At 72.0% G+C, this 22975-nt stretch carries 22 protein-coding genes and 1 riboswitch; of the genes, 9 read left to right on the top strand and 13 right to left on the bottom strand.

Features of this window, described 5'->3' with window-relative positions:
* Positions 1 to 54 precede the first annotated feature (54 nt).
* Positions 55 to 1716: a 2-succinyl-5-enolpyruvyl-6-hydroxy-3-cyclohexene-1-carboxylic-acid synthase gene (menD, locus tag ABD817_RS23290; protein WP_344920208.1), complete on the bottom strand. Its 1662-nt coding sequence runs from the start codon at positions 1714 to 1716 to the stop codon at positions 55 to 57.
* A gap of 184 nt (positions 1717 to 1900) precedes the next feature.
* Positions 1901 to 2755, bottom strand: coding sequence for a 1,4-dihydroxy-2-naphthoyl-CoA synthase (menB, locus tag ABD817_RS23285; protein WP_344920481.1), 855 nt, complete (start codon positions 2753 to 2755; stop codon positions 1901 to 1903).
* Between the two features lie 115 nt (positions 2756 to 2870).
* Between menB and ABD817_RS23280 the strand changes: the two genes are divergently transcribed.
* The 3 genes from ABD817_RS23280 (at position 2871) to ABD817_RS23270 (ending at position 6074) form a co-directional block, all read left to right on the top strand.
* Positions 2871 to 4055: an AMP-binding protein gene (locus ABD817_RS23280; RefSeq protein ID WP_344920207.1), complete on the top strand. Its 1185-nt coding sequence runs from the start codon at positions 2871 to 2873 to the stop codon at positions 4053 to 4055.
* A 51-nt stretch (positions 4056 to 4106) separates the two neighbouring features.
* Positions 4107 to 4484 carry a hypothetical protein gene (locus ABD817_RS23275; RefSeq protein WP_344920206.1) on the top strand — a complete coding sequence of 126 codons (378 nt, stop codon included), beginning with the start codon at positions 4107 to 4109 and terminating at the stop codon, positions 4482 to 4484.
* 195 nt (positions 4485 to 4679) lie between these two features.
* On the top strand, positions 4680 to 6074 hold the full coding sequence (locus ABD817_RS23270) for an RNA polymerase sigma factor (protein WP_344920205.1): 1395 nt from the start codon (positions 4680 to 4682) through the stop codon (positions 6072 to 6074).
* 217 nt (positions 6075 to 6291) lie between these two features.
* Here ABD817_RS23270 and ABD817_RS23265 read toward each other — a convergent pair whose 3' ends face one another.
* Entirely contained in the window at positions 6292 to 6501 is a 210-nt protein-coding gene (locus tag ABD817_RS23265; RefSeq protein WP_344920204.1) for an MbtH family protein, read from the bottom strand.
* Between the two features lie 432 nt (positions 6502 to 6933).
* On the opposite strand from ABD817_RS23265, the gene ABD817_RS23260 reads away from it, so the two are divergent.
* The 3 genes from ABD817_RS23260 to ABD817_RS23250 are packed head-to-tail and all read left to right on the top strand — an operon-like array spanning position 6934 to position 9675.
* Positions 6934 to 7695, top strand: a complete 762-nt coding sequence (locus ABD817_RS23260; RefSeq protein ID WP_344920203.1) for a 2,3-dihydro-2,3-dihydroxybenzoate dehydrogenase — start codon at positions 6934 to 6936, stop codon at positions 7693 to 7695.
* 20 nt (positions 7696 to 7715) lie between these two features.
* Positions 7716 to 8966 (top strand): isochorismate synthase, encoded by a 1251-nt coding sequence (locus tag ABD817_RS23255; RefSeq protein WP_344920202.1) that lies wholly within the window; start codon positions 7716 to 7718, stop codon positions 8964 to 8966.
* Positions 8967 to 9015: 49 nt separating this feature from the next.
* On the top strand, positions 9016 to 9675 hold the full coding sequence (locus ABD817_RS23250) for an isochorismatase family protein (protein WP_344920201.1): 660 nt from the start codon (positions 9016 to 9018) through the stop codon (positions 9673 to 9675).
* Between the two features lie 100 nt (positions 9676 to 9775).
* On the opposite strand, the gene ABD817_RS23245 is transcribed toward ABD817_RS23250, so the two are convergent.
* Positions 9776 to 10177, bottom strand: a complete 402-nt coding sequence (locus ABD817_RS23245) for a hypothetical protein (RefSeq protein ID WP_344920200.1) — start codon at positions 10175 to 10177, stop codon at positions 9776 to 9778.
* Between the two features lie 174 nt (positions 10178 to 10351).
* Here ABD817_RS23245 and ABD817_RS23240 point away from each other — a divergent pair, with 174 nt between their 5' ends.
* Positions 10352 to 10948 (top strand): TetR/AcrR family transcriptional regulator C-terminal domain-containing protein, encoded by a 597-nt coding sequence (locus tag ABD817_RS23240; RefSeq protein WP_344920199.1) that lies wholly within the window; start codon positions 10352 to 10354, stop codon positions 10946 to 10948.
* A gap of 458 nt (positions 10949 to 11406) precedes the next feature.
* The gene (locus tag ABD817_RS23235) at positions 11407 to 11598 is read left to right on the top strand and encodes a DUF5999 family protein (RefSeq protein WP_329094021.1); all 192 of its coding nucleotides are present in this window, start codon (positions 11407 to 11409) and stop codon (positions 11596 to 11598) included.
* 6 nt (positions 11599 to 11604) lie between these two features.
* On the opposite strand, the gene ABD817_RS23230 is transcribed toward ABD817_RS23235, so the two are convergent.
* Entirely contained in the window at positions 11605 to 12237 is a 633-nt protein-coding gene (locus ABD817_RS23230; RefSeq protein WP_344920480.1) for an alpha/beta hydrolase family protein, read from the bottom strand.
* 133 nt (positions 12238 to 12370) lie between these two features.
* On the opposite strand from ABD817_RS23230, the gene ABD817_RS23225 reads away from it, so the two are divergent.
* On the top strand, positions 12371 to 12721 hold the full coding sequence (locus ABD817_RS23225; RefSeq protein WP_344920198.1) for a hypothetical protein: 351 nt from the start codon (positions 12371 to 12373) through the stop codon (positions 12719 to 12721).
* Between the two features lie 39 nt (positions 12722 to 12760).
* Here ABD817_RS23225 and ABD817_RS23220 read toward each other — a convergent pair whose 3' ends face one another.
* The 8 genes from ABD817_RS23220 to clsA all read right to left on the bottom strand — a co-directional run bounded on the left by ABD817_RS23220 (position 12761) and on the right by clsA (position 22925).
* Positions 12761 to 13543 (bottom strand): tetratricopeptide repeat protein, encoded by a 783-nt coding sequence (locus ABD817_RS23220; protein WP_344920197.1) that lies wholly within the window; start codon positions 13541 to 13543, stop codon positions 12761 to 12763.
* A gap of 136 nt (positions 13544 to 13679) precedes the next feature.
* Complete coding sequence (gene gcvP / locus ABD817_RS23215) at positions 13680 to 16535, bottom strand: aminomethyl-transferring glycine dehydrogenase (RefSeq protein WP_344920196.1); 2856 nt, start codon at positions 16533 to 16535, stop codon at positions 13680 to 13682.
* A gap of 182 nt (positions 16536 to 16717) precedes the next feature.
* Positions 16718 to 16810, bottom strand: a riboswitch (glycine riboswitch).
* Positions 16811 to 16825: 15 nt separating this feature from the next.
* Positions 16826 to 17446 carry a MerR family transcriptional regulator gene (locus ABD817_RS23210; RefSeq protein WP_344920195.1) on the bottom strand — a complete coding sequence of 207 codons (621 nt, stop codon included), beginning with the start codon at positions 17444 to 17446 and terminating at the stop codon, positions 16826 to 16828.
* 144 nt (positions 17447 to 17590) lie between these two features.
* Positions 17591 to 18061, bottom strand: a complete 471-nt coding sequence (locus ABD817_RS23205; protein WP_326639501.1) for a bifunctional nuclease family protein — start codon at positions 18059 to 18061, stop codon at positions 17591 to 17593.
* A 79-nt stretch (positions 18062 to 18140) separates the two neighbouring features.
* Positions 18141 to 18791 (bottom strand): transcriptional regulator FtsR, encoded by a 651-nt coding sequence (gene ftsR / locus ABD817_RS23200; RefSeq protein WP_425583399.1) that lies wholly within the window; start codon positions 18789 to 18791, stop codon positions 18141 to 18143.
* Between the two features lie 26 nt (positions 18792 to 18817).
* Entirely contained in the window at positions 18818 to 19330 is a 513-nt protein-coding gene (locus ABD817_RS23195) for a double zinc ribbon and FHA domain-containing protein (protein ID WP_329079681.1), read from the bottom strand.
* 493 nt (positions 19331 to 19823) lie between these two features.
* Entirely contained in the window at positions 19824 to 22325 is a 2502-nt protein-coding gene (locus tag ABD817_RS23190) for a sugar phosphate nucleotidyltransferase (protein ID WP_344920192.1), read from the bottom strand.
* A 3-nt stretch (positions 22326 to 22328) separates the two neighbouring features.
* The gene (gene clsA, locus ABD817_RS23185) at positions 22329 to 22925 is read right to left on the bottom strand and encodes a cardiolipin synthase ClsA (protein WP_344920191.1); all 597 of its coding nucleotides are present in this window, start codon (positions 22923 to 22925) and stop codon (positions 22329 to 22331) included.
* Between the last annotated feature and the right edge of the window lie 50 nt (positions 22926 to 22975).

Below are 22975 nucleotides of genomic sequence, written 5' to 3'. Positions count from 1 at the left end.
AGACGCGACGTGGTCCCGGGGGCACACGTCGCGGCGGGCGCCCGGGGGGGCGCGTCACGCCATGGCGTCGCGGACGGCGGCGTGGGCCGCGTCGCGCATCATGGAGTGCAGCACCGCGTTGGACTCCCGGTCGGTCCGCACCTCGACCATGCGCAGCCCGTCGCCGCGCAGCGCCTTGACCAGCTGGCCCGGCTCGTCCACGAAGGTGTACGGCGTGCCGGTGGCGGCGGCCGCGTAGCCCAGGTCGACCCCGTGCGAGGTGCCGAAGACCCGCTCGAAGGGGTCGCGCAGCGCGGCTTGGGGCAGCAGCGAGAAGATCCCGCCGCCGTCGTTGTTCACCACGACCAGGCAGAGGTCGGGGCGGGGCTCGCGGGAGCCGAGCAGCAGCCCGTTCTGGTCGTGCAGGAAGGTCAGGTCGCCCATCAGGGCGTAGGAGGGGCCGTTGTGGGCGAGGGCGGCGCCCATCGCGGACGACACCACGCCGTCGATCCCCGCCGCCCCCCGGTTGGCCAGGATCCGCAGGCCCCGCCGGGGACGCATCGCCTGGTCGAGGTCGCGGATCGGCATCGAGGAGCCGGAGAACAGCAACGACCCGTTGGGCAGCGCCTCCACCAGGTCGCGGGCCAGGCGCGGCTCGCTGAGCCCCGGCGCCTCGTCCAGCACCTCGTCGATCGCGGTCCTGGCCGCCGCCTCGGCGCGGCGCCAGGAGTGCAACCACGCGTCGTCGCCCGCCGCGACCGGGATCTCCACCACCTGGGCGACCTGGGTGGCCGAACGGGTCGGGTCGGGCCAGCGGGTCATGTCGGCGGCGACCACGATGTGCTCACCCGCGTGCCTCAGCCAGTTGAGCAGCGGCCGGGACAGGCCGGGGCGGCCCAGGGTGACCACGACGTCGGGGCGGTGCCGGTCGGCGAACTCCGGGGTGCCGAGGAGGAAGTGGTAGGCCGACATCGCGTGGTCGCCGTAGCGGGCGCCGCCGTTGGGCTCCGACAGGACCGGCCACCCGGCCATGCCCGCCGCCGCCACGTATCTGCGCGTGTTGGTCGCGCCGTCGCCGACGACCAGCACCCCCCGCCGGGTCGGCGGCAGGTGCAGCGCCACCGGCGGTGAGGCCACCCTGGCGCGGACCCACGGGCCCGCGGCGTCCCCCTCCAGGGACTCGCACCAGGACGGGTCGCCGTCCGGGACCAGCGGCTCGCGGAAGGCCACGTTGAGGTGGACCGGCCCCGGGTCGTACGGGCCCAGCGCGCGCTGGTAGGCGCGGCAGACCGTCGACCGCCAGTAGGCGACCTGGCCGGGGCGGTCCTCGGGCACGCCGACCTCGCTGAACCAGCGCACGGCCGTGCCGTACAGCTTGACCTGGTCGACGGTCTGGCTGGCGCCGGTGTCACGCAGCTCGGGCGGGCGGTCGGCGGTGAGCACCAGCAGCGGCACCCCCGACTCGTGCGCCTCGATGACGGCCGGGTGGAAGTTGGCCGCCGCGGTGCCGGAGGTGCAGACCAGGACGACCGGACGGCCGCTGCGGCGGGCGAGGCCCACCGCCAGGAAGGAGGCCGAGCGCTCGTCCACCCGCACGTGCAGCCGGATGCGGCTGTCGGCGTGCACGGCGAGGGCGAGCGGCGCCGAGCGCGACCCGGGTGCGAGCACCACGTCCGTGAGACCGCAGCGGGCGAGCTCGTCGACCAGCACCGTCGCGAGCGCGGTCGCGGGATTCACCGCACCGCCTCCTTAACTCCGCACCCGGGGGTGAGTCCGTCTCGAGGCGCGCGAAAGCGACCTCGCCTGCGTGGGACGGCACGCCCCGGGACCGAACCCGTCCGGATCCCCGCCACCCCTGGGAGCGGCGGGGAAACCCGTCCTCGCCGCCCGTGGCCGCGCCGGAACCGGCCTGCCGCCGCCCCTAGGGACGGCGCGGGAACCTGCCGAAGTCGGGGGCGCGCTTCTCCTTGAACGCGTCGCGGCCCTCCTGCGCCTCCTCGCTCATGTAGTAGAGCAGGGTGGCGTCACCGGCGAACTGCTGCATCCCCGCGGCGCCGTCGGTCACCGCGTTCAGCGCGCCCTTGAGCATGCGCAGCGCCAGCGGCGACTTCTCCAGCATCTCCCTGGCCCATTTGACCGTTTCGGTCTCCAGCTCGGCGAGCGGCACGACCGCGTTGACCAGGCCCCAGTCGAGGGCGGTCCGCGCGTCGTACTGACGGCAGAGGTACCAGATCTCGCGGGCCCGCTTCAGGCCGACGGTCTCGGCCAGCAGCCAGGAGCCGTAGCCGCCGTCGAAGGAGCCGACCTTGGGGCCGGTCTGGCCGAAGACCGCGTTGTCGGCGGCGATGGACAGGTCGCAGCACACGTGCAGCACGTGGCCGCCGCCGATGGCGTAACCGGCGATCATCGCGATGACCGGCTTGGGACAGCGCCGGATCTGCACCTGCAGGTCGAGCACGTTGAGCCGGCCGACGTGCGGGGTGGACTTGTCGACGTAGCCGTCGTCGCCGCGGATCTTCTGGTCGCCGCCGGAGCAGAAGGCCCGCTCGCCCGCGCCGGTGAAGATGATCACACCGACCTCGGCGTCCTCCTGGGCGGCGTTGAAGGCGTCCTTGAGCTCGAAGAGCGTCGTCGGGCGGAACGCGTTGTGCCGCTCCGGCCGGTTGATCGTGATCTTGGCGATGCCCTCGCCGGTCTCGTAGATGATGTCCTCGTACTGCCCGGACCTCTTCCAGTCGACCGCGCCGTCACGCTCGGGGGCCGGCTCCGCCGCCACCCGCTCGTCCACGCCCGGCTCGACCCGCTCCGTGCTCACGATGGCTTCACCCTCTCCGCTGCGCCGGGACCGCCCCGGCCGTTGTCCGGCTTCCGGCACTAACCTTACGACTGTGATGACCATTCCTGTGCACGAGGTATGGCTTTCCGTGCAACGGGAATTGCACGCCGTGGTGTCGCCGGCGGGCCCGGAGCTGTTCCGGGCCGTGGGCGCGGCGCTGGACGGCAGCGGTCCCGCCGTGCTGCCCCTCTCCCCCGCCCTGCCCGCCCCCGCGCTGCGGGCGACGCTCGACGCGCTGCGCCCGACCCACGTGAACGGGGTACGCCGCGAGGGCGGCGTCGGCGTGCCCGCCGACGTGGCGGTGGTCATCGCCACCAGCGGCTCGACCGGCGTCCCGAAGGGCGCGCAGCTGTCGGCCGAGGCGCTGCTCGCCTCCGCGTCGGCCTCGCTGCGGCGTCTGGGGGCCGGGGCGGGCGAGCGCTGGCTGTGCTGCCTGCCGCCCTCCCACGTGTCCGGCCTGCAGGTCCTGGTGAGGTCGCTGCTGGGTGGGACCGAGCCGATCGTGCACGACGGATTCTCCCCCGAGGCCGTGCTCTCCAGCGGCGCGGACCACGTCTCGCTGGTGCCGACCCAGCTGCGCCGCCTTCTCCAGGTGGACGGGGCAGACCTATCGACGTTCGGGACGATCCTGCTCGGCGGCGCCGCCGCTCCCCCGGGCCTGCTCGACGCGGCCCGCGCGGCCGGGGCCCGGGTGGTCACCACGTACGGCATGAGCGAGACCTGCGGCGGGTGCGTCTACGACGGCGAGCCCCTCGACGGGGTGGGGCTCGCCGTCGGCGACGACGGCCGGATCCGCCTGGGCGGGCCCGTGCTGTTCTCCGGCTACCGGCTCCGCCCCGACCTCACCGAGGCGGCCCGCGACGGCGACTGGTTCCTCACCTCGGACCTGGGCGTCCTGGAGGGGGGGCGGCTGCGCGTGCTCGGGCGGGCCGACGACGTCGTCAACACCGGGGGCGAGAAGGTCGTCGCCGCGGTGGTGGCCGCCGCGGTGGCCGAGCATCCCGCGATCGTCGACGCCGCCGTGGTCGGCCGTCCCGACCCCGAGTGGGGCGAGCGGGTGGTGGCCGTCGTCGTCTCGCCCTCCCCGCCGTCCCTGGCCGAGCTGCGCGCCTTCGTCAAGGAGCGGCTGCCCGCCTACGCGGCCCCCGCCGAGCTGATCGTTGTGACCGAAATACCACTTTTGGCCAATGGTAAGCCGGACCTGGAAGCTCTCCGTTATGGTCGTGATCGGGAACCGTGAAGGTGGCCCCACACGTCCAATGAGGTAGCCGAAGCAGGAAGGACAAGCCCGATGAACGTCACCCGGAAGACATGGGTCTCGGCTGGAATCGTGAGCCTGGTCCTCGCCGGTGGCATTTCCGTCACGGCCGCCGCCGCGGCGGGCGGGGCCGGAAGGGCGGAGAAACCGTCGGGCGAGCCGACGCCGGTGGCCCCCCAGGAGCCCGGAACGCCCTCGCCGCAGGAGCCGTCGCCGACCGCGTCCGCTCCCCCGGCGGAGGAGTACGTGGTCTCCAGGGACGTCAACCCCGACCCCGGGAAGGTCGTCGACTACTGGAGCGAGAACCGGCTGGAGGAGGCGGAGCCCTTCCCGATGCCCATGGTCGACGGCCCCCTGGTGGAGAGGCCCTCGGCCCCGGCCGAAGAGGGCCCCGTGGAAGTGATCGAATAGGCCCTCTCGGGCGCCCGTACGCGGGTGGATCGCCGGGACGGCGGTCCACCCATCATATTTTCCGGGTCAAGTCGGGAACAGAAAGTTCTTGGCTGGGGTTATTGGTACTGGTGCGCTGAGCGGCCCCCAGACCGCCCCACCCCAAGACCATCAGATCGTAAATTCAGACGACTCCGTGATGGAGGAGGTGTCCTCATGCCCCCAACCGCCGTGGCGACCTCATCTGAGGCCCCGACGACCCTCGACCAGCTCCTTGACCGAGGGCGAGTCCAGGGCCACCTTTCACTCGCGGAGCTGCGCCACGCCTTCGCCGAGACGGGCATCAGCCCCGCCGAGGGCAGGTCGATCCTGCGCGAGCTCACCGAGGCGGGCGTCAGCCTGGCGGCCGAGAACGAGCCCGCGCTCTCCACGTCCGCCGCCCAGAGCGCCCGTAAGACCCCCGCCCGCAAGGCGAAGGCCGCCCCCGCGAGGAAGACCGCGGCGAAGACCGAGCCCGCCCCGGGTGCCCCGAGTGCCGCCAAAACCACCAAGACCGCCAAGGTCACCAAGGCCACCGGCACCACCAAGGTCACCGCGAAGGACGCGAAGGACGCCGCGGCGGAGCTCGACGACGAGTGGAACCCGCCGGAGGAGACCGAGGTGGAGGCCGAGCCGACCCTCGACCTCGACGACCAGTCCTCCGTCATGGGCGACTCGGTGCACACCTACCTGAAGTCGATCGGCCGTCGCACCCTGCTCACCGCCGCGCAGGAGGTCGAGCTGGCCAAGCGCATCGAGGCCGGTCTGTACGCCGAGTCCAAGCTGGAGGCCGACCCCGGCCTGTCCGCGGTCGCGCGGGACGACCTGGAGTGGATCGCCGAGGACGGCCGCCGGGCCAAGGACCACATGCTGGAGGCGAACCTCCGCCTGGTCGTCTCCGTGGCGAAGAAGTACACCGACCGGGGCATGGCCCTGCTCGACGTGGTCCAGGAGGGCAATCTGGGCCTGATCCGCGCGGTGGAGAAGTTCGACTACACCAAGGGCTACAAGTTCTCCACCTACGCGATGTGGTGGATCCGCCAGGCCATCCAGCGCGGCTTCGCCGACTCGGCCCGCACCATCAGGCTGCCGGTGCACGTGCTGGAGATGCTCTCCAAGCTGTCGCGCGTCGAGCGCGACATGCACCAGCGCCTGGGCCGCGAGCCCACGCCGGAGGAGCTGGGCGTCGAGCTGGACAAGACCCCCGACCAGATCGAGGAGCTGCTGCGCACCAGCCGCCAGCCGATCAGCCTCAACGCCACCATCGGCGAGGACGGCGAGACGACCATCGGCGACCTCATCGAGGACGTCGACTCGCCCGAGGCGTCGGAGGTCGTCGACCGCCAGCTGCTGGGCGAGCAGCTGCGCGGGGTGCTGGGCAACCTCTCCCCCAGGGAGGCCAAGATCATGGCCCTGCGCTTCGGCCTCGTCGACGGCAAGCCGCACACCCTCGACGAGATCGGCAAGCACCTCGGCCTGACGCGCGAGCGCATCCGCCAGCTGGAGAAGGAGTCGCTCTCCAAGCTCCGCCACCCCAGCAACACCCGTCCGCTGCTCGACTGGGCCAGCTGACCGGCGGCTGACCGGCCCCCGGCCCGTCGCGAAGGGCGCCACCGCGAGACCTCCCGGTCCGCGATGGCGCCCTTCGCCGTGTTCCGGCCCTCCCGGGCAGAGCCCCCCGGAGGGACCGGCGGGAGCGCGAAGCGCCCCTCCCCGAGGGCCGGGATACGGGAACCGGGGCGACGGTCCCGTAGCGGCCCTCGAAGGTCTGAGAAAGGTCTGAGAGGAGTCAGCCACCCATCTCGGCGACGAGGCCTCGGGGCCGCATGTCGGTCCAGGAGCTCTCGACGTAGGCCAGGCAACCGGCGCGGGAGTCCGCACCGTGGGCGATCTCCCAGCCCGCGGGGACGTCGGCGAACGCGGGCCACAGCGAGTGCTGCCCCTCGGCGTTCACCAGCACCAGGAAGGACGCGTCCTCGTCGTCGAAGGGGTTGGTCATCGGTTACCTCCAGCGTGGGTGCAGCGGGTGGTGGTGCCGGATCGGTGGATTCGCCCGGCGCCGACGGTGACGGTCAACGCGGGTCCTCCGTACGGGCGGTGCGGGGGGCCTCCACCGGTGCGCCCGGGGGTCGGCGACCGCCGCTTCCCCGCCGGATACGGGGAGTCTCCGGGCGCGGAAATGAGGCAGATGAAAATGGCATACTGCGTGCACCTTGATGAAGTGCCTGGTCACGGCGTTGGGCGAGTGGCCTGAGAGACCACTGGGACGGGGTGTCTTATTAGGCAAGCCTAACCTAAGATTCACCCCATTGACGACAATGTCAAGATGCCTGATCATCAGGAGCTAGATCACCTTTGACTCTTACCCGCCACACTTTCGACAGCCGAAGTAAATGAGGCGAGGCTAACCTAACTTGTCAGTGAGGTGCGTGTGATCGATCGGCAGGACCATCCCGGGCTTCCCGGGACGGTGGCCCTTGTCACGGGCGCCGCCGGGGGCATCGGCGCCGCCGTCGCGGCGTCCCTCGCCCGCGCCGGGGCGCTCGTGGCCGGAGTCGACGTGCGCGACGGCCCCTGGGAGGATCGCGGGGAGCCGGTGACCCGCCACCACACCGACGTCACGGACCCCGGACAGGTGGACGCGGTCGTCGGGAGGATCGAGGACGAGCTGGGACCGATCGGGGTCCTGGTCAACGTCGCGGGCGTGCTGCGCACCGGCGCGGTGACAGAGACGGGCACCGACGACTGGGCCCACGTGTTCGCGGTGAACGCCGGCGGGGTCTTCCACACCGTCCGTGCCGTCGCCCGCCGCATGATCCCCCGCAGCGGCGGGACGATCGTCACGGTGGCCTCCAACGCCGCGGGCGTGCCGCGCGTCGGCATGGCGGCGTACGCGGCGTCCAAGGCCGCCGCGGTCATGTTCACCCGGTGTGCCGGGCTGGAGCTCGCCCGCCACGGCATCCGCTGCAACGTGGTCTCACCCGGATCGACCGACACCGCCATGCAGGCGGGGCTCGATCCCCACGCCGCGCTCATGGGAGACCCCTCCTCCTACCGCGTGGGCATCCCGCTGGGCCGGCTGGCCGACCCCCAGGACGTCGCCGAAGCCGTGATCTTCCTGGCATCGGACCGTTCCCGGCACATCACCATGCAAGACCTGTACGTGGACGGCGGCGCCACGCTCAGGGCCTGAGATCCCCCGAAAGGTCAGCCTTGACTATCGCATACGAGGCGGTCAGCGCCACCGAGCTTCTCGACGAGTACCGGCCGGGTTCCTCATCGATCTTCTCCTCTCCCCGGCACACCCTCCTCGCCGGGGGCGTCGCCGACGTGGTGGCGCCCGCCTGGACCATGCGGGAGCTGGCCGAGCGCGTACGCGAGCACCGCGACCTGGTCCTCGGCGCGATCCCGTTCGACGACCCCGCCTCGGCACGGCTGGTCACCCCGGTGCGCGCCCGCTGGGCCGACCCCTTCGTCTTCGTCCCCGGCGAGCCGCCACCCCACGAGGGCCCGCGGCCGCCGTGGCGGATCACCCCCGTACCCACCCCCTCGGGCCACCTGGAGGGCGTACGGCGGGTCCTGGAGCTGCTCGGCACGGGCGCGGTGGAGAAGGTGGTGCTGGCCAGGTCACTGAAGCTGACGAGGCCGGAGCCGGTCGACGTCGCCGCGATGGTCCGGCGCCTGGCGGTCCGCGACCCGCACGGCCACGTCTTCGCCGTCGACCTGCCCGGCGGGCGGACCCTGGTGGGTGCCAGCCCCGAACTGCTGGTCTCCAGGGACGGGCCCGCCGTCGTCGCCAACCCGCTGGCCGGCTCCGCCGCGCGCAGCGCCGACCCCGTGGAGGACCGCCGCCGCGCGGCGGCGCTGCTCTGCTCGGCCAAGGAGCAGCACGAGCACGCGGTCGTGGTCCAGGGCGTGGCCGCCGCGCTCGCCCCGCACTGCCGGGCGCTGAGCGTCCCGGCCGAGCCGTCGCTGATCTGCACCTCGACCATGTGGCACCTGTCCAGCAGGATCACCGGGCGGCTCGCCGACCCGCGCACCACCGCGCTCGACCTCGCCGTCGCCCTGCACCCGACTCCCGCGGTCTGCGGGACGCCCACCCTCGCGGCGCGCGCCGCGATCGCCGATATCGAACCCTTCGACCGGGGCTTCTACACCGGCATGGTCGGCTGGTGCGACGCCTCGGGGGACGGCGAGTGGGCGGTGGCGATCCGCTGCGCCGAGGTGACCGCTGGCGGCGTCCGGCTGTTCGCCGGGGGCGGGATCGTCACCGGCTCGGTCCCCGAGGAGGAGCTCGCCGAGACCTCCGCGAAGTTCCGGACGCTCCTGCAGGCCCTCGGCCTGGCCCCGGACCTCGACGTGGACCTGGACCTGGACCTGGACGCGGACACGGTCTCCGGCATGGAGGCCGTCGCCGCCACCGGGGAGAAGCCCGGGAGAGGAGCCGGGAGAGGACAGGTGTGACCCCCAGCACGTCGAGCCGCCGAGAGAGAAAGCAGAAGGAGAGGTAGTCGTGGCCATACCCGCAATCACCCCCTATCCGATGCCCCGCGAGGACGAGATGCCCGTCAACCGCGTCTCCTGGACACCGGACGCCCGCCGGGCGGTGCTGCTCGTCCACGACATGCAGAACCACTTCGTGAACGCGTTCGCGCCGGGAACCTCGCCGATCGTGGAACTGGTCTCGGCGATCACCGGTCTCCGCGAGACGGCCTGGGAACTCGGCGTCCCGGTGGTGTACTCGGCCCAGCCCGGCGGGCAGACCTCGGCCCAGCGCGGCCTGCTGGAGGACTTCTGGGGGGCCGGGGTCGGCACCGACCCGAGCGCCCAGGAGATCGTCGCGGCGCTCACCCCCGGCCCGGACGACATCCGGCTGACCAAGTGGCGCTACAGCGCCTTCCACCGCACCCCGCTGCGCACCCTGCTCGCCGAACAGGGCCGCGACCAGCTCATCGTCACCGGCGTCTACGCCCACATCGGCTGCCTGATGACGGCCTGCGACGCCTTCATGGGCGACGTGGAGGTGTTCTTCGTGGCCGACGGGGTGGCCGACTTCTCCGCCGAACACCACCGGATGGCCCAGACCTACGCGGCCGAGCGGTGCGCGGCGGTCCTGCCCGCCGCCCGCGTCCGGCGGCTGCTCGCCACCTCGTCCGCGCACGCCACCCGCTGAGCCCGTACGATCCGCGCCCAGGCCGGGTCCGTCCGGACCGGGCCCACGTCCAGGGACCCGCGAGGGAGAGGCCCACGCGGGTGAGGATCAGGGGTGGAGGTCAGCGGGCGGAGGCGGTGACCGGGCGCGGAACCCGGGGGATACCGGTCAGCCGGTTCTGCTCGCGAAGGGTGCGCAGGCGGTCGACCTCGGCGGTCCACTCGGCGCCCCTGGGGGTGGCCCTGCCCTTGCGGCGGCGGATCCGGTCGTCATACGACTTGATCCCGAACGTCGCGCGCTGGTTGGCCTCGGCCGCGCGCAGGGCCTCGGTGAGCGCCCTGTCGAAGGCCAGCCCGGCGGCGCGCAGCTCCTGCACGGGGGCCGCGGCGGCCTGGGCCCGGCGCACCTCGGCCTCGGCCTGGCGCGCCTTCTCCAGGAGCTCGGGGAAGCTCTTCCCGACCTCCTGGTCAGCGTGGTGACGAACCTCCGCCTCCCGGCTCACGCGCGGTCGGAAAAACGCCATCTTCTTCCCTCTCTCGCCGGTCGCCGGGTCTCCTCCGGCAGATCACCGCTCGTAGCCTACGCGCTCCGCCCCCACCCCACGCACTCAGGGATCGGACCGGCTCGCCGGTGAACGTCCGTTCCGTCCGGCGCGCCGATCTTTACGCAGTAAGGTGACGGTGGCAGGATGCCTCCCATGCCTGCCAAGCGACCGCCCGTCCCGCTCTCCAGGGAGCGCATCATCGACGCCGCCCTCCACATCGCCGACGGCCAGGGGCTCCGGCGCCTGACGATGCGGCGGCTGGGCGACGCCCTCGAGGTGGAGGCGATGGCCATCTACCACCACCTGCCGCGCGGCAAGGACGCCCTCATGGACGCGCTGGCCGAGCACGTCACCGCCGTCCACGCCGAGCCCGGCGAGAGCTGGCAGGAGAGCGCGAGGGCCTGGTGCCGGGCGAGCCGGGCGGCGCTGAGGGAGCATCCCGGGGTGCTGGCCCTGGCCCTGACCAAGCCCCCCAGGGGCAGGGCGGCGATCGCGATCAGGGAGCAGACCGACCAGCTGGCCGACGCGGGCCTGGCCGACCCGGCGGGGGCGGTACGCGCCCTGCGGGCCTACGTCTTCGGCGCGGTGGCGGTGGAGGTGCAGCAGTCGGGCTGGGCCGAACCCCAGGCCGACCCGGGCGACGAGAACGAGCCCTGGCGTCCCCCGTCGAGGGGCGGCGGCAGCCCGGAGGCGGACACCGACTTCGAGCACGGGCTGGACGCGCTCCTGGCCGGTCTGGGCGCACGGTGAGCGCCGGTGAGCACCGGTGAGCGCAGGCCGGGCACAGGGGCCGGTAAGGGGCCGTCAGGGAGTTGGGAAAGCCCGTGTCGGCGCATGTCAGAAACTTGTAACCGATCGTTTACCCGCCGGGCGGCGTGTCGCACTTGGTCGAATATCCTTATATGAGGCATGCTGTGTTATAGGTCACATCCCCTGATAAAGCCCTGCCGGACTGACCCTCTACCAGTTCCCAAACAGTCCTAACGGGCTATGTCGCCGAGGTGCGATCGATCGCACACTTGATCTGCTTGATGTGCGCTCCTCGTTCTGTTACGGGGGTCGCATGGCCATATGTCAACATTCAGATGCTCGTCCCCGTCATACGTGGGAACGGAGACCCATCGGTGACGGTGCCGCCGGATGTCCGATGCCCACCCGTGCCCGGTGTGACCCGGGCGAGCCGACACGAGAGATCCGGAGGCACGCCGATGTGCCCGCACGAGCCGTCCTGTCCGTCCGCCGACGCGCTGGACCGCGAAGCCGCCCGCACCATGGCGGCCCACCCTGAGCAGGGCTGGAGCCTGCTCTGCAACGGTGTGGTGCTGTTCGACGACACCGGCGAGCTCCTCCCGGACGGTGCCGTCATCGAGCCGCATCGGCCACTGGCCGGCGTCGTCTGAGGCCCGTCACCCCCGACCGGTCACGCTGAGCGAGTCCACCGAGCCCGGCCGCATCCTCGCGTCGAGCCACTCGGCGACCACCTCGCCCACCCTGGCGGGATTCCTCCCGAGGTCGTGACCCTCTCCCGGCAGCACCACCAGGCGCGCGGCGTCCGCCGCCTCGGGCACGCCGAACGGGTCACGGTCTCCGTTCACCACCAGCACGTCCACGCCCGCCGAGCGCAGCTCCCCGGCGCGTGACCGCTCCGGATTCCTCGGCGGACGCAGCGGGAACGCCAGCGCGACGACCGCGCCGGCCTCGACCCTCCCGGCCGTACGGCAGGCGACCCTGGCCCCGTTACTCCGCCCGCCCTGCGCCAGCGGCAGCCCCGGATAGCGCCCGCGCAGCCCGGCCACCAGCGTCTCCCACGCCTCGTCCTGCTTGACCGCCGACCCCGGCGCGCGGGCCCCGCGCACGCGGAACGGCTGGAGCACCCGCGCGACCGTCCCGCCGATCGCGGTCACGGCGTCCCGTACGGCCAGCAGATCGGGGGCGTCCACTCCCCCGGCCGAGCCGTGGGTGAGCACCAGCAGGAAGCGCGGGGCGGCCACCTCGTCGATCTCCACCAGGGCCGGGCCGTGCGGGGTCGCGATCTCCACGGGCGCGGCCGCGCCCGCCGGGAGCCCGGTCCCCGAGATGGACGCCGACGCTGGAGGGGTGGACTCGGAGGTGGACACGGATCTCGTCCTAACGGCTGATGCCCGGCGGACGGGCGGGCGGAACAATCGAAGCGTGCAGGACTATCAAGATATCCGCCAGGACATGCGCGCCACCGTCGAGGCCCGGCGTGACCTCGGCCCGGAGTACGAGGCCGCGCTCATCGAGTCGTTCGTGTCACGCCTCGACGCGACCATCGCCCACCGGGTGCGCGCCGAGATGGACGCCGCCGGGGCGCCGAAGGTCAAGCCGCGCAAGGGCGCGAACCCCTCGATCCCGATCGCCCTCGGCTCGATGGGCATCGGGATCCCGCTGACCGCCATCGCGGCGCAGAGCGCCGGCACCGCCGGACTGCTGCTGGCCTGGGGCGGGATCGTCGCGATCAACTTCGCCCACGCGCTGAGCCGCTGGCGGGAGCGCGACTGACCCCCGCCGGACCCGCCCGGCGCACCAGACGCCCCCCTCTCAAAGGTCCCGGTCGAGGCGCAGGCGGACCTCCCCGGCGAGGTCCTCGTCGGCACTGTCCAGACCGTAGCGCCACACGCGCTCGGCGTCCTCGTCACGTCCCCTGAGCGGGAGCGTGCGGGCCAGGAGCTCGATGGCCAGCGCACCGGTCTCGACGTCCCCGCCCTCCTCGATCGCACCGGAGAACTCGGCGCAGGCCAGCTCCAGATGAGCGATGCCGAGCATCACCCGCAGTCTCGGCACCTCGGCCACGTCGGGCACCGAGAGCGCCTCCAGGAGCACCCGGGCGGCCTCCCCCGGCTCGCCCTCCTCCAGGAGCGCCTCCGCCAGCCGCTGGGCGGCCTGCGGAGCGATCTCCGGGTCGCCGGTGGCCAGCGCGTCGCGCAGCGACCGCTCGGCCTCCTCCTCGCCCGTGGCGAGCCTGGCGAGGGCCATGTGCGCCGGCGGGACGTAGGCGGGGTGGCCGACGCCCAGCGCGGCCTGCCAGGCGGCGCGGGCCTGGTCGGCCAGGCCCTCCTGCTCGAAACTCCCGGCGAGCAGGCAGGCGGCCTGGGCGGCGAACTCCGGGTGCCCGGTCGCCAGCGCGGTGCGCGCGGCCGCGCGCGAGCCCGGCACGTCTCCGCTCTCCCCCAGCACCACCGCGAGACCCACCGCCGCCTGGGCCCGGTCGGGCTCGTCGGGGTCGGCGACCAGCTCGGCGAAGATCGTGGCGGCGCCGTCGAGATCGCCCGACTCGGCCAGTCTTCGCGCGGCGTCCAAGGGACGGGTGTCCACCTCAGGCATGCGGGATCCTTCCGGATACGGAGACGCCCCGAGCCTAACGACTCGGGGCTCCGTCCGTCCTCCCGCATTCCCCTCGGATATCGCGGTTCGCGCGGGCTTTCGGCCCTGCCGGGGCCTATGTGGATCTTTGCGGGGATCAGTCCTCGTACGCCGCCAGGGGAGGGCAGGAGCAGACCAGGTTGCGGTCGCCGTAGGCCTGGTCGATGCGGCGGACCGGCGACCAGTACTTGCCCTCGCGCACCGACGGCAGCGGGTAGGCCGCCTCGGTGCGGGTGTAGGGGTGGCCCCACTCGTCGGCGACGAGGCTGTCGGCCGTGTGCGGGGCGTTGCGGAGCGGGTTGTCGGTCCTGTCGTACGCGCCGGAGGCGACCTTCGCGATCTCCTCGCGGATCGCGATCATCGCCTCGCAGAACCGGTCGAGCTCGGCCAGGTCCTCGCTCTCGGTCGGCTCGATCATCAGCGTGCCGGCCACCGGGAAGGACATGGTCGGGGCGTGGAAGCCGTAGTCGACGAGGCGCTTGGCCACGTCGTCGACCGTCACCCCGGTCTCCTTGGTGATCTGGCGCAGGTCGACGATGCACTCGTGGGCGACGAGGCCGCCGCGGCCGGTGTAGAGGACCGGGTAGTGGGGGCTGAGCCTGCGGGCCAGGTAGTTGGCCGACAGGATGGCCTGCTCGGTGGCCGCCTTCAGGCCGTCGGCGCCCATCATCCGGATGTAGGCCCAGGAGATGGGCAGGATGCCCGCGGAGCCGTACGGCGCGGCCGAGACCGGGCCGACCGCGCTCCCCTCGCGCAGCGGGTGGCCGGGCAGATAGTCGGCCAGGTGGGCGCGGACCGCGACCGGGCCGACGCCGGGGCCGCCGCCGCCGTGCGGGATGCAGAAGGTCTTGTGCAGGTTGAGGTGGGAGACGTCCGCCCCGAACTCCCCCGGCCTGGCCAGGCCGACCAGCGCGTTGAGGTTGGCGCCGTCGACGTAGACCTGCCCGCCGGCCTCGTGCACCAGCTCGCAGATCCGGACGATCGTCTCCTCGTACACACCGTGCGTGGACGGGTAGGTCACCATGATCGCGGCGAGCCGCTCGCGGTGCTTGTCGATCTTCGCGACAAGGTCGTCGAGATCCACGTTGCCCTGGTCGTCGCAGGCGACCACGGCCACCCGCATGCCCGCCATGACGGCGCTCGCGGCGTTGGTGCCGTGCGCGGAGGAGGGGATCAGGCAGACGTCGCGGCCCGACTCCCCACGCGCGGTGTGGTAGGCGCGGATCGCCAGGAGCCCGGCGAACTCGCCCTGGGAGCCGGCGTTCGGCTGCAGCGACACGGCGTCGTAGCCGGTGACCTCGGCCAGCCAGCGCTCCAGCTCCCCGATCAGCTCGAGGTAGCCCGCGGCCTGGTCCTCGGGCGCGTAGGGGTGCAGCCCGGCGAACTCCGGCCAGGTGATCGGCTCCATCTCGGTGGTCGCGTTGAGCTTCATGGTGCAGGAGCCCAGCGGGATCATCGACCGGTCGAGCGCGATGTCCTTGTCCTGGAGCCTGCGCAGGTAGCGCAGCATGGCCGTCTCGGAGCGGTGGCTGTGGAAGACCGGGTGGGTCAGATAGTCGCTGACGCGCGTCAGCGCGGCGGGCAGCGCGTCGTGGGCGGCGGCGTCCAGGTCGGCCAGCACGGTGCCGCTGACCTCGAAGGCGGCCAGGACCTGCTCCAGGTGCAGGAGCTCGGTCTTCTCGTCGCAGGTGACACCCACGTGGTCGGCGTCGACCAGGCGCAGGTTGACGCCGTTCTCGCGGGCCGCGGCGACGACCCCCGCGGCGCGGCCGGGCACCCTGGCGAGCACGGTGTCGAAGAAGGTGTCGTGCACGACCTCGACACCGCCCTGGCGCAGGCCCTCGGCGAGCACGACGGCGTGCCGGTGGGTACGCCGGCCGATCCTGCGCAGGCCCTCGGGGCCGTGGTAGACGGCGTACATGCCGGCGATCACGGCGAGCAGCACCTGCGCGGTGCAGATGTTGCTGGTGGCCTTCTCGCGGCGGATATGCTGCTCGCGGGTCTGGAGCGCGAGCCGGTAGGCGGGGCGCCGGTCGGCGTCCTGGGAGACGCCCACCAGGCGGCCGGGCAGCTGGCGCTGGAGGCCGTCGCGGACCGCCATGTAGGCGGCGTGCGGGCCGCCGAAGCCCAGCGGGACGCCGAAGCGCTGTGAGGAGCCGACCGCGATGTCGGCGCCGAGCTCGCCGGGCGCGGCCAGGAGGGTGAGGGCCAGCAGGTCGGCGGCGGCGACCACCTGGGCGCCGCGCGCGTGGGCGGCGTCGGCGATGGCGCGGAAGTCTCGGACCCTGCCGCTGGCGCCGGGGTACTGCACGAGCACCCCGAAGCACTCGGGGAGCTCGGCGGTGAAGTCGCTCTCGACCAGCTCGATGCCGAGCGGCTCGGCGCGGGTGCGCAGCACCGCCTTGGTCTGCGGCAGCGCGTCGGCGTCGACCACGAACACCGTCGAGGGGCTGCGGCCCGCGCGGCGGGCCAGGGTCATCGCCTCGGCGGCGGCGGTGGCCTCGTCCAGCAGGGACGCCCCGGCGACGTCGAGGGCGGTCAGGTCGGAGACGACGGTCTGGAAGTTGATCAGGGCCTCCAGGCGGCCCTGGGAGATCTCCGGCTGGTAGGGCGTGTACGCGGTGTACCAGCCCGGGTTCTCCAGGAGGTTGCGGCGGATGACGCCCGGGGTGATCGTGTCGTGGTAGCCCAGGCCGATCATCGAGGTGAGCACGGTGTTGCGCCCGGCGAGGACCCGCAGCTCCGCGAGGGCCTCGGACTCCCCGGCCGCCGGGGGCAGGCCGAGGCGCCCCGAGGAGCGGATCGCCTCGGGCACGGCCACCGCGACCAGGTCGGCGACGGAGGCGAATCCGACCGCCTCCAGCATGCGGGTCTGGCCGGCGTCGTCCGGCCCTATGTGGCGGGTCGCGAACGGCGGGGAGCTGAGCTCGCTGAGCGATGACAGGTCGGTCATTGGTGAAGCCTCCCGGGACGGGGTGGAGACCGGCGCTGGGCGCGGGCGTATGCCTGGTCTCCCCCTCTGTCATCACGGCCGTCGTTCACGGGCCGTGACCTGAGAGCTTCACCTGCCCTAGACGGGAGGCTTGCACCGTCGGTGAGTCGCGCCTGGCGAGCGCGCCTGCTTTCCAGAGTTGCCTCGTCCGTGCGGTACCGGGTGCCTGAGAGATTCCGGGGAGGTTGCTCCTTCGGCGCCCCGATCGCGGTCGGGGTCTCTCCCGCACAGGGTCAGTGGCAAGTCCGAGTTTACCCGGTTCGTCGTGCTCTGCGACGGCGGGCCAGCTCATCGGCCTGATGATCGCCTAAAGGGCCCTCGCCCGACTCCGCACGTTCGCCGGGCAGATCCGCGAGGGAGCCCTCCACCTCCTGCCACACCCGTCCCAGTGCTATGCCGAAGACTCCCTGACCGCCCTGGAGGAGGTCGATGACCTCGTCGGGGGAGGTGCACTCGTAGACGCTCACCCCGTCGCTCATCAGGGTGATCCCGGCCAGGTCGTTGACGCCCCTGTCGCGCAGGTGCTGCACGGCGATGCGGATCTGCTGGAGGGAGACGCCGGTGTCGAGGAGCCGCTTGACGACCTTGAGGACCAGGATGTCGCGAAAGCCGTACAGCCGCTGGGAGCCGGAGCCGTGGGCAGCCCGCACGGTGGGCTCGACCAGGCCGGTGCGCGCCCAGTAGTCGAGTTGCCGGTAGGTGATGCCGGCCGCCGAACAGGCCGTCGGTCCCCGGTAGCCGATGTCGGCGGGCACCTTCACCGGTTGCCCGTCGAACAGCAGACCCTCTTCACCCGCGCGCTGACGTGCCGACTGGCGCCGTTTCGGGTCATCCTGATCGGCGTTTCTACCCTCGCCGCTGCTGACCGCCACGCGGACCTCCGGCTTTCTCTCATCCCACGGCCTGATCTGGGGGTTTACGCACGACCACGGGTTTCACTTGCACCGTAGGACTGGGGCCAAGTCCAGTCAACGACCCTACTCGGCGCGTCGTGAAGCGTAAATGCACCGAAATTCCTACCCCGCGCGGCCGAAGTCCTCGGGCGTGATCGTGTCAAGGAACTCCCTGAACTTCTCCACCTCGTCCTCCTGGTCGTCGGGGATGATCACCCCCGCCTCCCTGACCACATCCTCACTCGCGAAGATACGTGCGCCGGTGCGAAGTGCCAAGGCGATCGAGTCCGAGGGACGCGCGCTCACCTCCACCCCGTTGGAGAACACGAGATCGGCGAAGAAGATGCCGTCGCGCAGGGCGACGATGTTGACCGTGCTCAGCCGGACCCCGAGCCCTTCGAGCACGTCGCGGAACAGGTCATGGGTGAGCGGCCGGGGTGGTGGCTCCTCGGCCTGGGCCATGGCGATCGCCGTGGCCTCCGTCATGCCGATCCAGATAGGTAGGTAACGCTCCCCATGCGTCTCTTTCAGCAAGACGATCGGCTGGTTGGAGGGCATCTCAACTCGAACGCCCACGACCTCCATCTGCAACACGGGCTGCTCCGTCTTCGCTGGATTCCGACCGGTTTGTTCAACGTAACACTCGTGGGGGTACGAGTGCCTGGTCAGGTTCTCACCGGCCCAGGGCCCCACGGACGCCGGAACGCAGCAGCGAGGCGTGCAATTCCAGCAGCAGGCCGGAAATCTCCCTCGCCGTCTCGTCGGCCTGGTCGATCGCGCCCGGTCCGCGGCGGCGCAGCAGCGGGGCGACGGCCTGCTCCACCAGGCCCGCCTCGCGCTCGGCCGCGGCCTTGACCGCTCGCAGGTGGCGGGCGCGCAGGCCGAAGGCGGCCAGCGCTCCGACGCTGCGGGCCACGGCCAGCGCCTCGGCGTCGTAGTAGCGGGCCACGGCGGCCAGCAGGCCGTAGTCCTCCAGCTCGGCGAGGGTCTCCTCGTCGAGCTCGGCGGCGGCGATCAGCTCCTCGCGGGTGAGCCGGATCTCGGGGGGCGCGTCGTCGGGAACGGCGCGCGGCCGGGCGGCCGGACGCTCCTCGCGGTCGGCCGCCTCCAGGTGGTCCTTGATCACTCGCAGCGGCAGGTAGCGGTCACGCTGCTCGCTGAGGATGTAACGAAGCCGCTCGACGTCGGCGTAGGAGAACTTGCGATAACCGGAGGGACTGCGTTCCGGCTCGATCAACCCCTCGCCCTCCAGGAAACGAATCTTGGAGATGCTGACATCGGGGAACTCGCCCTGCAGGAGGGCGAGCACCTCCCCGATGCTCATGTGCGCACGAGCGGCCTGCGAGCTCATCATCCTCCAGCGGCGCCGCGGGTGAGGAAGACGAGGCGGAACTTGCCGATCTGCACCTCGTCCCCGCCGTACAGCGGAACCTCCTCGATGCGCTCGCGGTTCACGTACGTGCCGTTCAGGCTGCCGACGTCGCGGACGGTGAAGACCCCGCCGCCGCGCCGGTAGAACTCCACGTGACGGCGCGAGACCGTGATGTCGTCGAGGAAGATGTCACTCTCGGGGTGGCGGCCCACGGTGGTGAGATCACTGTCGAGCAGGAACCGGCTGCCGGCGTTGGGACCGCGCATCGCCACCAGCAGCGCGGTGCCCGGTGGCAACTGCTCGACGGCCTGCCGTTCGGCGAGAAGCGTCTCACCTGTCTCCGCCTCGTAGGCCTCGATCCCGGAGAGGGAGATCGTCGATGTGCTGTCTCCGGGGGTCTCGGCTTTGGTAAGCGGCGACCCGCATCGTGAACAGAAACGGGCATCCTCAGGGTTGGCATGACCGCACTGCGTGCAGTAGACGCTCGGCATCGATCGGCTCGGCCTCCTACCGCGAAGACGCGGCAACGGTGCTCAGTGATGCGCGCCTCGCTTCTTCGCTTCTCAAGGGTTTTCTCGGACTGCGAATGCCGCAACATACAGTGATGAGGCGCGAAGGTCAAGGTTGACGCTGAACCGCGGGTACGGTCGGTGACAAAGTTACAGTGGGGCACTGTCTCCGGTCCATGGCGCCGCGCTGTGTTTGTCGCAACCGCTCGGCCCGGAGCCTGCCTCCCGGCGCCTCTCCGCCCGGCCCGGAGCCTCGTTCCGGCCCCCCTTCGCCCGGCCCGCACCCCTCGCCCACGCCCTTTCCCCGCCCCAGGCACAACCGGTCCCAAACGGTCCCAACCAGTCCCAAGTCAGTCCCGACCGGCCCGTCGGCCGCCCACGGCCCCCTCGACCGGCCGGTCCCAACCGCTTCCGGCCAACCCCGACGAACCCGCCAGCCGCCCACGGCCACTTCCGGCCAACCCCGGCGGACCCGTCAGCCACCCGCGGCCTCCTCGACCACCCGCGCCCAGTGCTCGATCAGGGTCTGCGCGGAGTCGACGTCGAACCCCTCGGCCCACAGGTGGGTGACCGCCTCCGTCGGGTCGGGCAGCACCAGGGCCCAGCTGCCGTCCTCGGCGACGACCCGGACCCCGTCGGTGGTGTCGATGCGGTAGTGTTCGGCGGCCTCGATGACCGAGCGCATCACGGCGCCCTTCGCCGCCCACGGGGTCGGCACCGTCCGGCGCAGCAGCTTCGCCTCGGGGATCCTGGCGTCGATCTGGCTGAGCGAGAGGCGGGTCCTGGCGACCAGGCCCAGCAGGCGCAGGAACACCGCCAGGCCGTCCACCGTGGGCCCGAACTCGGGCACGATGAAACCGCCGCGCCCGTCGGCCGCGAAGATCGTCTCCGGCCCCCTGGCGGCGGCGGTGAGCGCGTCGATCGCGGTGGAGGTCCACTCGGCCTGGACGCCGTGGAAGCGGCAGACCTGCTCGGCCACCCGGGTGGTGGTGACCGGCAGCGCCACCCTGCCGCCGCGCCGCTCGGCGGCGACCAGGTCCAGCACCACCAGCAGGGCGCGCTCCTCGCTGATCAGCTGGCCCATCTCGTCCACCAGCGCGACCCGCTCCCCCACCGGGTCGAAGCGGACCCCGAAGGCCGCCCTGGAGGAGCTGACGAGCTCCGACAGGCGCTGCAGGTCGCGGCGGCGCTCGGCGAGGGTCTCGGTGGGCGAGGCGTCGTCCAGCCGGTTGTTGACGGTCAGCACGTCCACCCCGACCCGGCCCAGCAGGCTGGGAAGCACCAGGGAGGAGGTGCCTCCGGCGCAGTCGACCACGACCTTCATGTCGGCGTCGCGCACCCCGCTGATGTCGATCAGGCGCAGCAGCTCGTGCGTGTAGTCCTCCACCGCCCTGGCGGGGAAGCTCAGCTCGGCGATCTCCCCGGGGAAGGCGCGGCGGAACTCCTGGCGGGAGAAGACCCGGTCCAGCTTGCGCTGGGCCGCCGGTGACAGGTCCGCGCCGTGCTCGTCCATGAAGACGATGTCGACGCTCTGCGGGTCGCCGGGGGTGGTGCGCAGCGCGATGCCGCCGACGGCGTTCTCCCTGGCGGTGTGGAAGCGGGCCACCGGGAGCGGGGATGCCTCCAGGTCGAGCACGTTGATCGCGCTGGCGTTCAGGGCGCTGATCACGGCCCGCTTCAGCGCCCGCGCGGCGCGGGAGGAGTCGCGGGAGGTGATGACCGAGGCGCCCTTCTTCAGGGTGGTGGCGTAGGCGCTGGCCAGCCGTACGCACAGCTCGGGGGTGATCTCCACGTTGACCAGCCCCGAGACCCCCCGGGGGCCGAACAGGTTGCGCTGGGCGCGCGGCTCCCAGATGACGCTGTTGTTGATCACCGCCCCCGCCTCGATGGTCTTGAACGGGTAGATCTTGACGCCGGAGGAGAGGTACGCCTCGGCCTCGATGATGCACTCGTCCCCGACGACGGCGCCCTCCTCGACCCTGGCGGCCGTCATCAGGTCGGTGTTCTTGCCGATCACGCAGCCGCGCAGGTGGGCGCTGGGCCCGACGTAGACGTTGTCGTGGACGACCGCGCGGTGCAGGAAGGCCCCCTCCCTGACCACCGCGTTGCTGCCCAGCACGGTGTACTCGCGCAGCTCGGCACCCGCCTCGACCTTGGCGTAGTCGCCGATGTAGAGGGGGCCCTTGAGGACGGCGTCGGCGTCGACCGAGGCCCCCTCCGCCACCCAGATGCCCGGCGAGACCTCGAAGGCGTCGATGTCGACCTTGACCCGCCCCGACAGGACGTCGGCCTGGGCCTTGAGGTAGCTCTCGTGGGTGCCGACGTCCTCCCAGTAGCCGTCGGCCACGTAGCCGTACAGCGGGGCGCCGCGCTCCAGCAGTCTCGGGAAGACGTCACCCGACCAGTCGACGGACTCCCCCGCCGCGATCTCGTCGAGGACCTCGGGCTCCATCACGTAGATGCCGGTGTTGGCGGTGTCGGAGAAGACCTGGCCCCAGGTCGGCTTCTCCAGGAAGCGCTCCACCCTGCCCTGGTCGTCGACGATGACGATGCCGAACTCCAGCGGGTTGGGGACGCGCTTGAGCCCGATCGTGACCATCGCCCCGTTCTCGCGGTGGAAGCGGATCATGTCGGTCAGGTCGATGTCGGTCAGCGCGTCGCCGGAGATGACCAGGAAGCGGTCGTCGCGGAGCCGGTCGGCGGCGTTCTTGACGCTGCCCGCGGTGCCGAGCGGCGTGTCCTCGGTGGCGTAGTGCAGGCTCATGCCGAGCTCGTCGCCGTCGCCGAAGTAGTTGCGGACCAGGGCGGCCAGGAACTGCACGGTGACCACCGTCTCGGTGAAGCCGTGCCGTTTCAGGAGGCGAAGCACATGCTCCATGATCGGCCGATTGATCACGGGTAGGAGGGGCTTGGGCTGGTTCGCGGTCATCGGCCGGAGCCGTGTCCCCTCCCCGCCCGCCATGACGACGGCCTTCACGGATCACCTCTTCAGGCGTTTGGCCTCGCTTGTCAGCTGACGCACCTGTACCCAATACAGCACTCCGGACCACCAGTACAGTCCTGTGCCCCAGATGGCCAGGGACCAGCCGACGATCCCGGCCCCCTCGGCGTACCAGGAGGGGTGGTGGGCCAGGAAGAGCAGCGGGAAGGCGTAGAGCAGGTTGGCGGTGGCGGCCTTGCCGAGGAAGTGCACGGGCAGCGCGGGACCGTACCCGAGGCGGCGCAGGATGATCGGGATGCCCAGCAGCATCACGTCGCGCAGCGGGATGGCCAGCGCCAGCCACCAGGGGATGATCTCGCGCATGGCGAGGCCGAACAGGGTGGCCAGGATGTAGAGCCGGTCGGCCAGCGGGTCGAGCAGGCGGCCGAGCCTGCTGGTCTGGTTCCACGCGCGGGCGATCTTGCCGTCGAGCCAGTCGGAGAACCCGGCCAGCATCAGCAGGGCGACGGCCCAGCCGTCGGCCTTCGGCCCCAGCACCAGCCAGAGGAAGACCGGCACCCCCAGGAGCCTGGCCAGGCTCAGCGCGTTGGGAACCGTCCAAATTCGATCTTCGGCTCCCGATGCTTCCGGACTCACCGGCTGGTCTCCCTCCCCGTACCTGATGGTGACACTACTGCGTCCAGTGC

This window comes from Streptosporangium oxazolinicum, assembly GCF_039537505.1.
Classification (GTDB): Bacteria; Actinomycetota; Actinomycetes; order Streptosporangiales; family Streptosporangiaceae; genus Streptosporangium; species Streptosporangium oxazolinicum.
Note: the sequence above shows the minus strand (reverse complement) of the source record. Positions and strands in the feature narration are given on the sequence as shown.